This window comes from Microbacterium sp. CIAB417, assembly GCF_022788845.1.
Genome location: NZ_JAHZUT010000003.1, coordinates 693,712 through 707,849, shown reverse-complemented (window position 1 = coordinate 707,849; position 14,138 = coordinate 693,712). Strand labels below are relative to the sequence as shown.

Below are 14,138 nucleotides of genomic sequence, written 5' to 3'. Positions count from 1 at the left end.
ATGCTCCGCGTGCTCACGGCCGGCGAATCGCACGGCCCCGAACTCGTCGCCATCATGGAGGGTCTGCCTGCCGGCGTCCCCGTCTCCCGTGAGGCGATCCAAGCCGACCTCGCCCGCCGCAAGCTGGGCTACGGCCGCGGCTCGCGGATGAAGTTCGAGGAGGACGAGCTTTCGATCTCCTCGGGTGTGGTGCACGGATACTCCATCGGTAGCCCCCTCGCGCTGCGCGTGGGCAACACCGAGTGGCCGAAGTGGGTCGAGGTCATGAGCCCCGACCCCGTGGCCCTCACCGAGCGTTCGCGCGGTCGGGGGGCGGCTCTCACGCGGCCTCGCCCCGGTCACGCCGATCTCGTCGGAATGCAGAAGTACGGGTTCGACGAGGCGCGTCCGATCCTCGAGCGCGCCAGCGCCCGAGAGACCGCCGCACGCGTCGCCTTGGGCGCCATCGCGCGATCGTTCCTCAGCGAGCTCGGCATCCGCCTGGTGAGCCACACGCTCTCGATCGGGCCGGTGCGCGTGCCCGAGGGCGCGGCGCTTCCGACGCCGGACGACGTCGACACGTTGGATGCGGATCCGCTGCGCTGCTTCGATGCGACGACGTCCGAGGCCATGGTCGCCGAGGTCGACGCCGCGAAGAAGGACGGCGACACTCTGGGCGGCATCGTCGAGGTTCTCGCCTACGGCGTCCCGCCGGGGCTGGGCTCGCACGTGCAGTGGGATCGCCGTCTCGACGCCAAGCTGGCCCAAGCGCTCATGAGCATTCAGGCCATTAAGGGCGTGGAGGTCGGCGACGGCTTCGAGACCACCCGTCGACGCGGCTCAGCGGCGCACGACGAGTTGTTCGCGACGGACGGCGGCATCACGCGCGGCACCGACCGCGCCGGCGGAACCGAGGGCGGGATGTCCACCGGGACCGTACTGCGGGTGCGGGCGGGGATGAAGCCGATCGCGACCGTCCCTCATGCTCTGCGCACGATCGACGTCGCCACGGGCGAGACCGCTTCGGCGCACCACCAGCGTTCGGACGTGTGCGCCGTCCCCGCGGCCGGCGTCGTCGCCGAAGCCATGGTCGCCATCGTGCTCGCCGATGTCGTGCTGGAGAAGTTCGGCGGCGACAACATCGTCGAGACCCGTCGCAATCTGCAGTCCTACCTGGCGGCGATCCCGGACACCTTGCGCACGGCAGACGCCAGCGATCCCGATCTGGATCGATGACGGCGCCCGCCGACTCGGCGATCGTGCTCGTCGGCCCCATGGGTGCCGGCAAGACCAGCATCGGCAAGCGCGTCGCGAAAGCGCTGGAGGTCGGCTTCGTCGACACCGACGCCACGGTGGTGCGGTCACACGGTGCGATCTCGGACATCTTCGCCACGCACGGTGAAGCACGCTTCCGAGAGCTCGAGCGTGATGCCGTCGCGCAGGCGCTGGCACGCGGTGGCGTGGTGTCGCTCGGCGGTGGTTCCGTCCTCGACCCTGCGACACGTGTCGATCTGCGGGCACACCGCGTCGCGCTGCTGACGGTGTCGCCCTCGGTCGTCGCCGGTCGGATCGGCGGTGGGCACCGTCCGTTGCTCGCGGACGAGGGCGAGGATGCGGTGGCGCGCTGGCGCCGCATCCTCGAGGAACGAATGCCGCTGTACACCGAAGTCGCCGACGCGACCTTCGACACCTCACACGGGCCGCTCTCCGACGTCGTCGAGAAGATCGCGGCATGGGCGCGCACAGCCGTACCGAAGGGACAATCATGACCGAGACGACCGAGATCACCGTCGCCGGTGACAACGGGTACACGATCCACCTCGGGCGCGGCATCCTGGATCGGGTGGGCGAGGCGCTGGCGGCTTCGGTGCGCAAGGTGCTCGTGGTCCACCCGCCGACGCTGGCCGCGGCTGCGACCACGCTCCGCGAACGACTCATGTCCGACGGTGGACGCGAGGTGCTGCTGGCGGAGATTCCCGACGCCGAGCAGGGAAAGCGCGTCGAGGTGGCGGCCTTCTGCTGGCAGGTCATGGGGCAGGCGGATTTCACTCGGACGGATGCGGTCGTCGGATTCGGTGGCGGCGCGGTGACCGATCTGGCGGGCTTCGTGGCCGCGACCTGGCTGCGCGGCATCCAGGTCGTGCAGGTTCCGACGACCGTTCTCGGGATGGTCGACGCGGCCGTCGGGGGCAAGACGGGCATCAACACCGCCGAAGGCAAGAATCTCGTCGGCGCGTTCTGGGCTCCGCAGGCCGTCGTGTGCGATCTCTCGATGCTGGACGGTCTGTCCCAGAATGAGGCGACCGCCGGCTTCGCCGAGGTGGTCAAGGCGGGGTTCATCTGGGCTCCGGAGATCCTCGACCGCATCGAAGCGGAGCCGCAGTCGATCGTGGACCCCTCATCCGCGTCCTTCCGACGCTGTCTCGAGCTCGCGATCGACATGAAGGCCCGCGTCGTGGGCGAGGACTTCCGCGAGGCGGGGCTGCGGGAGATCCTCAACTACGGCCACACACTCGGGCACGCGATCGAACACGCGGAGCGCTACCGCTGGCGTCACGGCGCCGCGATCTCCATCGGCATGGTCTACGCCGCCGAGCTGTCGCGCTTGGCGGGACGACTGTCGGATGCGGCTGCGGCGCGCCATCGCGACATCCTGGAGTCCCTCGGGCTCCCCACGAGCTATCGCGCCGGCGCGTGGCCGCAGCTGTTGGCGACGATGCAGCGCGACAAGAAGTCGCGCGGCGGGATGCTGAGGTTCATCGTGCTGGACGACATCGCTCGCCCCACGGTCTTGCAGGCCCCCGACGAGTCGCTCTTGTTCGCGGCGTACCAGGAGGTCGCCGACTGATGGCGTCTCGTTCGATTCGTCCTGCTGGTAGCGTGCGAACGTGACCACCGCACGTCGTCTGCTGCTCGTCAACGGCCCGAACCTGAACCTGCTCGGTGCGCGTGAACCCGGGATCTACGGCACGGCGACGCTGGCCGACGTCGAGCGCATCGCGTCGGAGGCGGCGGCCGCGCACGGCTTCGAACTGCGAGCGGTACAGAGCAATCACGAGGGCGTGCTGCTCGATGAGATCCATGCCGCGCGCCGGGACTGCGCGGGGATCGTGATCAACCCGGGCGGGCTCACCCACACCTCGGTGGTCCTGCGCGATGCGCTGAGCGCCGTCTCCCTACCGGTCGCGGAGGTGCACATCTCGGATGTCATGGCTCGCGAGGAGTTCCGACACCACTCCTACGTCCGCGACGTCGCGATCGTTCACGTGATCGGCGAGGGCGTGCAGGGCTATGCCACGGCGGTGGACCGCCTCATCCGGGTGATCGCCGGCCAGGCCGACGGCTGAGAACTCGTTCCGGCGCGTCGGGAATGAGTCTGCTCATTTGTGAGTTGACTCATTCGTGTCGAGCGATGAGGGGCGCCGTGAGCGCGGGAAGCAGCTGAAACGGGAGCGGATCTCCGCGGCCGCGCGTGAGCTGTTCGATGAGTTCGGCTACGCCCGGGTCACGACGCAACAGGTCGCGGATCGCGCGGATGTCGCGGTGGGAACGGTCTTCCGTTACGCGGCGACGAAGGCGGAGCTTCTCCTCATGGTGCGCAACGAGGAAGTGCGCCAAGCGGTCCGCCGCGGATTGGAAGCGGCCCGAGCCGTTCCGGATGCGGCCGAGGCGGTCCGCGCTGCCCTGAGCCCGCTGTTCGACACCGCGGCGCAGCGCGCGGCGGATGCAGCCGTGTACCAGCGGGAGCTCATGTTCGGCGATCCGGACGACCCCCACCGCGCCGACGGGCTGTCGGTGGTCGCTGAGCTGGAGGACGGCATCGCGCGGATCCTCACCGGCGGTCAGGCGAGCGCCGCAGCCCGCAGCGCGGCCCGCGCGATCTTCGCCTGCGCGCATATCGTGCTCGTCCGACCTCGGGGCGAAGAGGGCTTCGACACCACCGACCTGCCCACGCAGATCGCGCAGATCGTCGCCGGCTACCGTGCCGGCGCGGGTGAGACCGCGGTCGACCCGACCGCGAAGTGAGCGACGGGGGACCCCCGTCAGAAAGAAGAGATCATGACCGACATCACGACTGTCGCCGTTCTCGGAACGGGTGTTCTGGGTTCGCAGATCGCGTTCCAGAGCGCCTACAGCGGATTCCCCGTCGTCGCGTACGACATCAGCGAAGAGGCGCTGGCCTCTGCGCGCGAGCGCTTCGAGCGCCTCGCGGCCACCTATCGCGCCGAGGTGCCCGGAGCTGCCGAGGGTACGCGCGTCGACGACGCGCTGGCGCGCCTGAGACTGACCACCAGTCTCGCCGACGCGGCGAAGGCCGACCTCGTCATCGAGGCCGTTCCGGAGGTGCTCGATCTGAAGCGCGAGGTGTACTCGCGCCTGTCCGAGCTCGCGGGCGAGAACACGATCTTCGCGACCAATTCGTCCACACTCCTGCCGTCTGACATCGTCGACTTCACAGGTCGCCCCGATCGGTTCCTCGCGCTGCACTTCGCGAACCGGGTGTGGAAGTTCAACACCGGCGAGGTGATGGGAACCGCGCACACGGCTCCGGAGGTGTTCGACGCGGTGATGCGGTTCGCTGAGGCCATCGGCATGGTGCCCATCGCCATCCGCAAGGAGAAGGCAGGCTATGTGCTCAACTCGCTCCTGGTCCCGCTGCTGAACGCCGGTATGGGACTGGCCGCAGGCGGGTACGCCTCGGTCGCCGACATCGACAAGACGTGGCGCATCGCCACCGGCGCCCCGATGGGGCCGCTGCAGATGCTGGACGTCATCGGTCTGAACACGCCGTACAACATCCTCACGCACTCGAGCACGGGGGATCAGGCGCTGGCCGCCTGGCTGAAGGAGAACTACATCGACCAGGGCAAGCTGGGTGTCGCGACCGGCGAAGGCTTCTACCGCTACGCGTGACGCACACGCCGGCCCCGCCGTTGCTCCACCGCGTGCCCGGCGGGACCGGCGACCATCCCGTAAGATAGGACGCTGGGCCATCGGTTGTCACGACGCGCCCGCAGATCTCACGACGAACGGAACCTCCACCCTCATGGCATCTACCGCAGACATCAAGAACGGCGTCGTCCTCAGCATCGACGGACAGCTGTGGAACGTCGTGGAGTTCCAGCACGTCAAGCCCGGCAAGGGCGGCGCGTTCGTCCGCACGAAACTGAAGAGCGTCATGACCGGCAAGGTCGTCGACAAGACGTTCAACGCCGGCGCCAAGGTCGACATCCAGAACGTCGATCGTCGCGACTTCACCTACCTCTACAACGATGGTGAGGGCTTCGTCTTCATGGACGTCGCCGACTACGACCAGATCACGGTGGGTGCGGCGACGGTCGGCGACGCGGCGAACTACCTGCTCGAGAACCAGCAGGTGCAGATCGCGCTCCACGACGGCAACCCGCTCTACATCGAGCTGCCCGCCTCCGTCGTTCTCGAGATCACCTACACCGAGCCGGGTCTCCAGGGCGACCGCTCGTCCGCCGGAACGAAGCCGGCAACGGTGGAGACCGGTCACGAGATCCAGGTGCCGCTCTTTGTCGAGACGGGCACCAAGGTCAAGGTCGACACGCGCACGGGCGACTACCTCGGCCGCGTCAGCTGACGGGTGAGCGCTCGTAGCAAGGCGCGTAAGCGCGCCCTCGACATCCTTTTCCAGGCCGACGTCCGCGGCGAGGACCCCGCGGCGATCCTCGCCGCAGAGGCCTCCCGCGCGGCGGGCGAACCCGACCGTCAGAGCTCTTGGCTGTACGCGCGTGACATCGTCGATGGTGTCATCGACCACCGCGACGAGATCGACGAGCAGATCGTCACACACGCGCGCGATTGGAAGATCGAGCGGATGCCGGCCGTCGACCGCGCCGTCCTGCGCATCGGCGTCTGGGAAGCCGTCTTCAACGATGAGGTTCCCGTCGCCGTCGCCATCGACGAGGCCGTGGAGCTGGCGAAGGAATACTCGACCGACGAGGCGGGGGCCTTCGTGCACGGCGTGCTCGCGCGCATCGCCCGCTCCGCCTGACGCACGAGCCGCAGGCCTGATCCGGGAGCGCGGGCCCCGGCGGTGCGGACGGGACACACAGCCGCGGCTGCCTAGACTCGACAGCGGAAAGGACTCTTCTATGCGCATCACGGGTCTCGGCCACGCGGGCATGTTCATCGAGACGGCAGGCGGCAGCATCCTCTGCGACCCCGTCATCGGCCCCTCGTTCTTCGGGTCGTGGTTCCCGTTCCCCGACAACCGCGGGCTCGACTGGGAGCGTTTCGGGAAGGCGGACTTCCTTTACATCTCGCACCGTCACCGCGATCACTTCGACCCCCGCCTGCTTCGGCGGTACGTGCGCTCCGACATCCCCGTGCTGCTTCCCGACTATCCGACGGATGACCTCGAGCAGGACCTGCGAGCCCTCGGCTACGAGAACATCGTCTATACGCAGGCCGGCGTTCCGCTCCAGTACGGCGAGCTGTCCGTCATGGTCACGCCGTTGCGGGCGCCCAGTGACGGCCCCATCGGAGACTCGTCGTTGAGCGTGGACGATGGATCAGCCTCCGTCCTGAACCAGAACGACTCGCATCCGCTCGATCTCGAGAAGCTGCTCTCGTTCTCGAAGCCGGATGCGTACTTCACGCAGGTCTCCGGAGCCATCTGGTGGCCGATGGTCTATGACCTGCCGCAGGATGCGAAGCAGAACTTCGCGAAGCTCAAGCGCGACGCGCAGAACAAGCGCGCGATGTACTACATCGAGAAGGTCGACGCCGAGCATGTGTTCCCGATGGCCGGTCCGCCGATGTTCCTGCGCGAGGAGCTGTTCCGCTACAACGGTCTCGGTCTCGAGAACGACTCGATCTTCACCGACCAGAGCGAGTTCCTCGCGCACATGGCTGAGCATCGCCCCGAACAGAAGGGCTATCTGTTCGTACCCGGGACGCAGGTCGATCTGAACCACGGCGCGATCGAGGTCACGCAGACCCTGTACACCGAAGCCGAGATCGAGCGTATGTTCGCCGACAAGTGGGCCTACCTCGCCGAGCAGCGCGACAGCCGTCAGCAGGAGATCCGCGACGAGGAGGCGAGCCGGGCCGAGGTGCTGCCGCCGGCCGAGATGCTCACCGCCATCAAGGAGTGGTGGGAGCCACTGCTGCGCCGCGCCCGCACGATCCGTAACGGGGTGGGGGGAAACGTCCGGTTCCGCATCGGCGAACTGGACATGGTGGTGGACTTCCCGAAGGCGAAGGTCCGCGAGTACGCGGGGGAGGAGTGCATCTACTGGTACACGATCCCGGCCGACCTCGTCTCCACCAACATCGCAGACCACGAGATCGACTGGTCCAACTCGATCTTCCTGTCGATGCAGTTCGAGGTCGGACGCAGCGGCAAGTTCAACGAGTTCCTCACCACGTTCCTCAAGTGCCTCTCGCGCGATCGCATCGAGTACGTCGAGAACTGGTACGCCGAGCAGTCCGACCAGACCGAGGACGCCCAGTTGGGCGACTGGGTCGTGCAGCGCCGCTGCCCCCACCTGCGCGCGGACCTCACGAAGACCGGCAAGATCGAGGACGGCGTGCTGACGTGCAGTCTGCACGACTGGAAGTGGGACCTCGCGAGCGGACGCTGCCTGACGACGCAGGGACACCCCATCCGCGCGTCGCGCGAGACCGCCGAGATCCCCTCCGGCGTCTGAACCGCCGTCGCGTCGCCTGTCCCGGCTCCGCGAGCGGGGACAGGCGACGCGCGGGAGATCAGGCCTGGTCGGCGGTGTACTGGCGGGCGCGACCCCGGACGCCTGCGAAGTGGTACGGCCACGGAGACTGGGCCGGCACGACAACGTCCTGACGGCTCCCCAGGTGTGCCGCGGCATGCAGCGCGCGGTAGGCAGGCACATCCACGCGCGTGCGTGCGTCGAGCAGCTCCGCGGTCTCTACCGCGCGCGTGTGCTCACGGTAACCGGGCTGGACCACGCCCGCGAAGAACTCGCTGACGCTGCCGGAGCCGTAGCTGAACATGCCCACGCGCTTGCCGGTGAGATCGTCGTCGCCGTCGAGAAGAGCGGCGAGTCCGAAGTACAGCGACGCCGTGTACGAATTGCCGATGCGTCGGTTGTAGAGCGTGGAGCGCAGGTACCGGTCCTCTGCGAGCTCCGTGCCCAGGTGCTCGGCGAGACGGCGATGCGCCTTGGCCGCCATCCGTGTGAAGGGCTGGTGGTGGGTGAAGACGTCGATCTCGGCGGCGTCCACCCCGCCGTGGGCACGGTAGTCGTCCCACGCGCCGACGAAGCCGTCGAGGTATGCGTCGATGGACAGCTTGCCGTCGACGACGGCGGTCACGCTGTCGTTCGGCCGCCAGAAGTCGTCGACGTGAGCGGTGTGCAGTCCCGTCGCCGGCTCAATGCTCAACAGGGCGGGATCCGCGGTGACGAGCATCGCGACCGCGCCGGCGCCCTGCGTGGGTTCGGCGGCCGAGTCGAGCTCGTAGCGGGCGATGTCGCTCGCGATGACGAGCACCTTGGATCCCGGCTCGCGGGCGACCAGCCCTGCGGCCGCCTGCAATGCGGCGGTGGCGGAGTAGCAGGCCTGCTTGAGCTCGATGACGCGGCTCGTGGAGGGCAGCCCCAGTAGATCGTGCACCCAGACACCGGCGGACTTGGACTGGTCGACGCCAGACTCGGTGGCGAAGAAGACCGTGCGGATGCCGTCGACGCCGTGCCGGTCGATGATGCGCCGGGCGGCCGTCGCACCCATCGTGACGATGTCCTCATCCGGACCGGGGACGCTCATCTGGTCTTGGCCGAGTCCGATGTGGAACTTGCCGGGGTCGACGCCTGTCGCCGCCGCCAGGTCGTCGAGCTCCAGTACGTGGCCGGCGGTCGCGACTGCCAGGTCATGGATTCCGATCAGGGGCGCGGTCATCGCGTGGCCTTTCCGTTGCGCTCCAGCTGGAGGTGGGAGGTCATGAGTTCTCCGGGATTGGTCTGGGCGGCCAGCAGCGAGAGTTCGCCGCAGAGCACCGTGGCCGCCACCAGACCGGCGAGGCGCCGAGCGTTCTCACCGGGCTCACGATCCTCACGGCATCCGAGGCGGGTGAGCGCCTCCTCGACCTGGGGGAGGTCCTTACCGTTGCCGACCGTGCCCACGATGAGGGTGGGCAGCGTGCACGAGAAGTACAGATCGCCGTCGCCGCGGACCTCGGCCCACGTGATCCCCTGTGACCCTTCCACGATGTTCGCGGCGTCCTGGCCGGTCGCGAGGAAGATCGCGAGCAGCATGTTCGCGTAGTGGGCGTTCGCCGAGCGCAGAGCGCCCGCCATCGTGGACCCGACGAGGTTCTTGCGGGTGTTCAGCTCGACGATCCGCGCTGCACTGGAGCGCAGCTGCGACTCCACGAGCTCCGCGGGGATGAGGATGTCGGCGACGACATTGCGACCGCGGCCCAGGATGCCGTTGACGGCGGTCGCCTTCTTGTCAGAGCAGTAGTTGCCGGAGATCGATCCGTACTCCAGCTCGGGATGCCACTGCAGGATCTGCGTCATGAGCGACTCGGCGGCCAGCGTCACCATGTTGTGCCCGGAGGCGTCACCGGTCGACAGAGCGAAGCGTACGAAGAGCAGGTTGCCGACGACCTCGGTGTCGACATCGAGCAGTCGAGCATGCCGGCTCTGCGCGGCCACCGTCGCCGCGAGCTCGGCGAAGCGGCCCCGGATGTCGCGTCCGGCGCGGACGGCGGTCGCAGCATCGACGGCGGTGAACAGGGAGGAGCGCGTCATCCGCTCGTCCACGACCGTCACCCGGATACCGTCGTCGACCAAGCGCGACACGCGCGCGCCGCGCCCGACCGAGGGCCAGAGCGGGCTCTCGTAAGTGGCGAGGGGAACCTCCTGCTCGCCCACGACATCGCCGCTCAGGCGTAGCGGACCCACCCAGCGTGTGGGTACGGGCGTGAACTCACCGGTCATTCCGGCTCCTTCCAGGTGCGCCGAGCGCATCGGAGCGATGCGCCAGCGAGGTGATGTCGATCGCGCGTGCCCGCGCGAACTCGGCGGTCGCGCCGCCGATGATCAGGTCCGTTCGGATCAGGTCCGTGCTCGTGCGCGCCCCGAGAACGGTCATGACGGACCGCAGCTGCGTCTTCCACGCGTCGAGCGCCGTGGACAGAGCATCCGCGCCGCCGTCGAGCACCATCCGCAGGAAGGTGCCGGAGACACCGACGGCGCCTGCTCCGAGGGCGAGGCCCCGAATGACGTCCAGGGGAGTGCGCACGCCCCCCGAGGCAAGCAGCGGCGGGGCATCGGCGGGTGCGTCGAGCAGACTCTCGACGGCGCTCTGCCCCCATCCGGCCAGGTATCCGAAATCGGCGTCCGTCCGCCGTGCGTTCTCGATCTGCACGAAGTCGGTTCCGCCGCGCCCCGCGACGTCCGCCGCAGAGACACCGATCTCTCCGAGGACGGAGAGCGTGCGCCGGCTGAGGCCGAAGCCGACCTCCTTGACGATGACGGGGACGTCCACGGCGGCGACGATGCGCTCCAGAGAGGCGATCCAGTGCCCGAACGAACGCCCGCCCTCGGGCATCACGATCTCCTGCACGGCGTTCACGTGGATCTGCAGCGCATCGGCGTCGATGAGGGCGACGGCCCGTCGGGCATCGTCCGCGGATCGTTCGATTCCGATGTTGGCGAACAGGAGTCCGTCCGGGTTCTGTTCGCGCAGGACGCGGAATGTGGGGGCGGCATCCGGGTCGTCGAGTGCGACGCTCATCGAGCCGGACGCGATCGGCACGCCCGCCGCGGCGGCCGCGGCGGCGAGAGCGCGGTTGATCTCGCCCGTGCGGCTACTGCCACCGGTCATCGCGTTGATGTAGAAGGGCGCGGGCCACTGCAGCCCCGCCACCTCCGTGGCCAGCGTCACGTCGGCGGCGTCGATGCCCGACAGCGCGTGATGGAGGAGGCGGACGTCGTCGAAGGCATTTCCGGCGACGAGCGGATGCTGGGCGGCAGCGAGCCGGACGTGATCGTCTTTGCGGTCCGCGGCGCTCACGGCGCACCCCCCTCGGCGGGAGACACCGACAGGGTCAGGTGCCGGATGTCGCGTTCCTCCCAATCGCGGAGCATACCGGCGATGTCGGCATCTTCCGGAGCCAGCACGATGCCGCAGTCCCCGCCGCCGGCGCCCGACGATTTCGCGGCAGCCCCGGCAGATTCGGCGGTGTCACAGAGTGCCGCGAGCGCATCCGTCTCGATGGCCACGCCGGCGCTTCGCCCCAGCCGACGCAGCAGGCGGCGCGCCCGACGGACGGCGTCGAGTGTGGCGGTGTCGTCGCCCTCGTCCAGGGCGCGTGCCAGCTCCGTCACGCACGCGCGTGAGTCGAGCAGGAACGCGGGGTAGTCCATGGCGCCGGATCCGTCGCGCACCGCGTCGACGAGTCGCGCGGTGGATGCGGGACGACCCGTCCACCCGACGAGGAAGCGGAGGGAGGCGGGCGGCGTGAGGCGGGCGATGTCCATCGGCTCCCACCCGGGAGATGCCAGCAGGTCGGCGACCGATGCGCCCTCGTCGAGTGACTGTCGTAGCACTCGCCGGTCGGGGGAGCGATAGGAGATCCAACCGCCGAACGCACTCGCGGCCAGGTCGCCGCCGGACGCCTGCGGTGCGACCTGGACGGTGGCCAGCAGCGCGAGACGGTACGCGTCGCGACGGGAGAGTCCGAATCCGTAGAACTCGTCGATGGCGCGAATCGTCGCGATCGTGACCGCTGCGGAGGATCCGAGGCCGAACTTGCGGCCGGACGCGTCGTCCAGCCCGCTGTCGATGCGGAGGTCGTAGTAGTGCGCGGCCAGCCCGCGCTCGGTGCGCAGACGTTCGGCGAGGGTGATCGCTGCGAGCACGTACTCATAGGGATGATGCTCGGTGTCGATCGTGAGACCGTCGCTCGTACGACCCCAGACCAGGGGAGTCCGGCCGAACTCGGGCGAGTGGATGCTTCCCGAGCGTGCACTGGGGGTCAGGCGGACCGTCAGGTAGCGATCGACGGCGACGAGCACCGCGGGCTCTCCGGGTGTCACGACCGCGTACTCGCCCGCGATGAAGAGCTTGCCCGGCGAACGGACGACGATCGGGGCGGTCATTCGACGGACCGCCCGCCGACCACCAGCCCCGGCCCGGGCAGCGCCACGACCGTCTCGGCGAGGGCGCCGAGCTCACCCGCGACGGCTTCCGCGTCGGCGGCGTGGCAGAGCGCGACGACGTTCGGGCCCGCGTCCGCGGTCGCATACGCCTCCAGACCCGCGTCGCGCAGCGCCGCCACGCGATCGAACAACGCGATGCTCGTCGGAGAGAGGTAACGGATGGAGGGCGCCGCAGCCTGGATCACGGCGTGCATCCGCAGCGCGTTGTTCTCGGTGAGACGTCCGAGCTGGGCGACGTCGCCCTCGACACAGGCACGCCGTGCCTCCTCGAGCGTCAGGGCGGTCGAGGTGATCCACGCGGGGTAGAAGGGAGACGTAGCGGCGGTGCGATGCATCGCCTCCCTGCTCGAGATCTGCTTCTCTGCGCTGTCCACGATGGCGACGACCATGGCAAGCTCCGCCGGTGCCGGCAGCGGTTCGGCGTACGACTGCTCATCGTCGCCGGCGTGCCAGAGGGCGAAGCCGCCGAAGATCGAACGGGCGGCGGAGCCCGAGCCGCGGCGGGCGAGCCTGCTCAGCTCCCGTGCGCTCAGCTGCAGTCCGTAGGCGGATGCGGCCGCCCCCGCGAGCGCGGCGAAGCCGGCGGCGGAGGAGGCGAGGCCCGCGGCGGAGGGCACGGTGTTGTGCGACTCCACGCGGGCCCGCATCCCGGTGCCGGCGAGGCCGCGCACGAGATCGAGGAACCGCGCGGTGCGCTCGGCGGGGACGCCGGACTGCTCTCGGCCGTTCAACACGAAGACGTCGGCTTCGAGAGAGTCGTCCACGACGACCGTGGTGGTCGTGGGGAACACCCCGAGGGTCATCGACAGGCTGCCCGTCGCCGGCAGGTTGAGCGCGGTGTCCTGCTTGCCCCAGTACTTCACCAGGGCGATGTTCGGATGCGCGATCGCGCGAGCCTCGGTCATGTCGTCGCCTCCACCGTGGTGGTCCAGGTCGCGGCCGCTCCCGCGGCACGCAGGGCACCGGCGACCTCGGCAGCGCTCTCGTCGTCTCGGGTGAGCACGAGAATGCAGCCGCCGCGCCCTCCGCCGGTCAGTTTGGCGCCCCAGGCGCCGTGTGCGCGCGCCGTCGTCGCGAGCTCGTCGAGCGCCGGATCGCCCACCCCCAGGAGGTCGAGCGCCACGTGGCCGCGGTCCATGACGGCGCCGAGGCTTCGCGCATCGCCCGCGGCGAGGTGTGCGCGGGCATCGCGGGTGAGTTCGCCCAGTTCGTTGAGGAGAGCGGTCGTGCCCGCCGGGTCTTCATCGCGACGTGCACGCACGCCGGCGACCGCTTCCCGTGTGCGGCCGGCGACTCCGGTGTCGGCGATCACGAACGTCAGAGGGGCGGCCACGACAACGGGCGATACGGCACCGCCCTCGAACCAGATCGGTGCGGCGGAGCGCACGGCGTGCGCGTCGAGTCCACTCGGTGCCACATGCGCGACGCGCTCGGCCCGCTGGATCATCTCGTGCTCCTCAGCGGCATCCAAGACGATCCCGTAGGCCGCGGCCACGGCCCGAATGACGGCCGCGGCCACGGCGGCAGAGGATCCGACGCCGCGTTCCGCAGGCAGGTTGCTCTCGATGCGCAGGTCGATCGAATCGCCGGTGGCGCCGACCACCTCGAGCGCCGCGGCGGCCGCCATCGCCGTCGGCCCCAGGCGTGGGGGCGCCGCAGCGAGCGGACCGTCGTAGAGGGCGCTGTGCAGGAGGCTCGGACCACTGGAGCGGCGGACGTCCGCGCGTACCTGGAGGGTGGAGAGCGGGATGGCCAGGGCCGGCCGCTCGTAGACGACGGCGTGCTCGCCGAGGAGGATCGCCTTGCCGGATGCCCGTCCGCTCGCGGCGGCAGTGGGGGTCGGCGTCGCCGGCGCGTCGGATGGGCGCGCGGGACGGGCAGAAGAACTGGTCATAGGAACGCACGCGAGCCTAACAGCGTCCGCGCCGCCGAGCGCGGAGGGGACTCTCTGGGATAGTCTGTCTGCAAACCACAGCAACCTTT

Annotated in this window: 15 protein-coding genes; 9 read left to right on the top strand and 6 right to left on the bottom strand. The window is 69.3% G+C overall.

Annotated features, from left to right (window positions below):
• From aroC to KYX17_RS15720, 9 genes are all read left to right on the top strand, one after another.
• A complete protein-coding gene (aroC, locus tag KYX17_RS15760) occupies positions 1-1,215 on the top strand; it encodes a chorismate synthase (RefSeq protein ID WP_243227886.1) in 1,215 nt (404 codons plus the stop codon).
• Positions 1,212-1,748: a shikimate kinase gene (locus KYX17_RS15755; protein ID WP_243227885.1), complete on the top strand. Its 537-nt coding sequence runs from the start codon at positions 1,212-1,214 to the stop codon at positions 1,746-1,748. The genes aroC and KYX17_RS15755 overlap by 4 nt, the downstream gene beginning before the upstream one ends.
• Positions 1,745-2,827, top strand: a complete 1,083-nt coding sequence (gene aroB, locus KYX17_RS15750) for a 3-dehydroquinate synthase (protein WP_243227884.1) — start codon at positions 1,745-1,747, stop codon at positions 2,825-2,827. Before KYX17_RS15755 ends, aroB begins: the two co-directional genes overlap by 4 nt.
• 40 nt (positions 2,828-2,867) lie before the next feature.
• Complete coding sequence (gene aroQ / locus KYX17_RS15745; RefSeq protein WP_243227883.1) at positions 2,868-3,326, top strand: type II 3-dehydroquinate dehydratase; 459 nt, start codon at positions 2,868-2,870, stop codon at positions 3,324-3,326.
• Positions 3,327-3,381: 55 nt separating this feature from the next.
• A complete protein-coding gene (locus tag KYX17_RS15740) occupies positions 3,382-4,005 on the top strand; it encodes a TetR/AcrR family transcriptional regulator (protein WP_243227882.1) in 624 nt (207 codons plus the stop codon).
• Positions 4,006-4,038: 33 nt separating this feature from the next.
• On the top strand, positions 4,039-4,893 hold the full coding sequence (locus KYX17_RS15735) for a 3-hydroxyacyl-CoA dehydrogenase (RefSeq protein WP_243227881.1): 855 nt from the start codon (positions 4,039-4,041) through the stop codon (positions 4,891-4,893).
• A 133-nt stretch (positions 4,894-5,026) separates the two neighbouring features.
• On the top strand, positions 5,027-5,587 hold the full coding sequence (efp, locus tag KYX17_RS15730; protein WP_137416962.1) for an elongation factor P: 561 nt from the start codon (positions 5,027-5,029) through the stop codon (positions 5,585-5,587).
• Between the two features lie 3 nt (positions 5,588-5,590).
• On the top strand, positions 5,591-6,001 hold the full coding sequence (nusB, locus tag KYX17_RS15725; protein ID WP_243227880.1) for a transcription antitermination factor NusB: 411 nt from the start codon (positions 5,591-5,593) through the stop codon (positions 5,999-6,001).
• Positions 6,002-6,101: 100 nt separating this feature from the next.
• A complete protein-coding gene (locus KYX17_RS15720) occupies positions 6,102-7,661 on the top strand; it encodes a Rieske 2Fe-2S domain-containing protein (RefSeq protein ID WP_243227879.1) in 1,560 nt (519 codons plus the stop codon).
• A 58-nt stretch (positions 7,662-7,719) separates the two neighbouring features.
• Here KYX17_RS15720 and KYX17_RS15715 read toward each other — a convergent pair whose 3' ends face one another.
• Genes KYX17_RS15715 through mvk form a run of 6 tightly spaced genes read right to left on the bottom strand, consistent with a single transcriptional unit; the run spans position 7,720 to position 14,049 of the window.
• Positions 7,720-8,886, bottom strand: a complete 1,167-nt coding sequence (locus KYX17_RS15715) for a hydroxymethylglutaryl-CoA synthase (RefSeq protein WP_243227878.1) — start codon at positions 8,884-8,886, stop codon at positions 7,720-7,722.
• Entirely contained in the window at positions 8,883-9,929 is a 1,047-nt protein-coding gene (locus tag KYX17_RS15710) for a hydroxymethylglutaryl-CoA reductase (RefSeq protein ID WP_243227877.1), read from the bottom strand. The genes KYX17_RS15715 and KYX17_RS15710 overlap by 4 nt, the downstream gene beginning before the upstream one ends.
• Positions 9,919-11,007, bottom strand: a complete 1,089-nt coding sequence (gene fni, locus KYX17_RS15705) for a type 2 isopentenyl-diphosphate Delta-isomerase (RefSeq protein ID WP_243227876.1) — start codon at positions 11,005-11,007, stop codon at positions 9,919-9,921. The genes KYX17_RS15710 and fni overlap by 11 nt, the downstream gene beginning before the upstream one ends.
• Complete coding sequence (locus KYX17_RS15700; RefSeq protein ID WP_243227875.1) at positions 11,004-12,095, bottom strand: phosphomevalonate kinase; 1,092 nt, start codon at positions 12,093-12,095, stop codon at positions 11,004-11,006. Before KYX17_RS15700 ends, fni begins: the two co-directional genes overlap by 4 nt.
• A complete protein-coding gene (mvaD, locus tag KYX17_RS15695) occupies positions 12,092-13,060 on the bottom strand; it encodes a diphosphomevalonate decarboxylase (protein WP_243227874.1) in 969 nt (322 codons plus the stop codon). The genes KYX17_RS15700 and mvaD overlap by 4 nt, the downstream gene beginning before the upstream one ends.
• Positions 13,057-14,049: a mevalonate kinase gene (gene mvk, locus KYX17_RS15690; protein ID WP_243227873.1), complete on the bottom strand. Its 993-nt coding sequence runs from the start codon at positions 14,047-14,049 to the stop codon at positions 13,057-13,059. Before mvk ends, mvaD begins: the two co-directional genes overlap by 4 nt.
• Between the last annotated feature and the right edge of the window lie 89 nt (positions 14,050-14,138).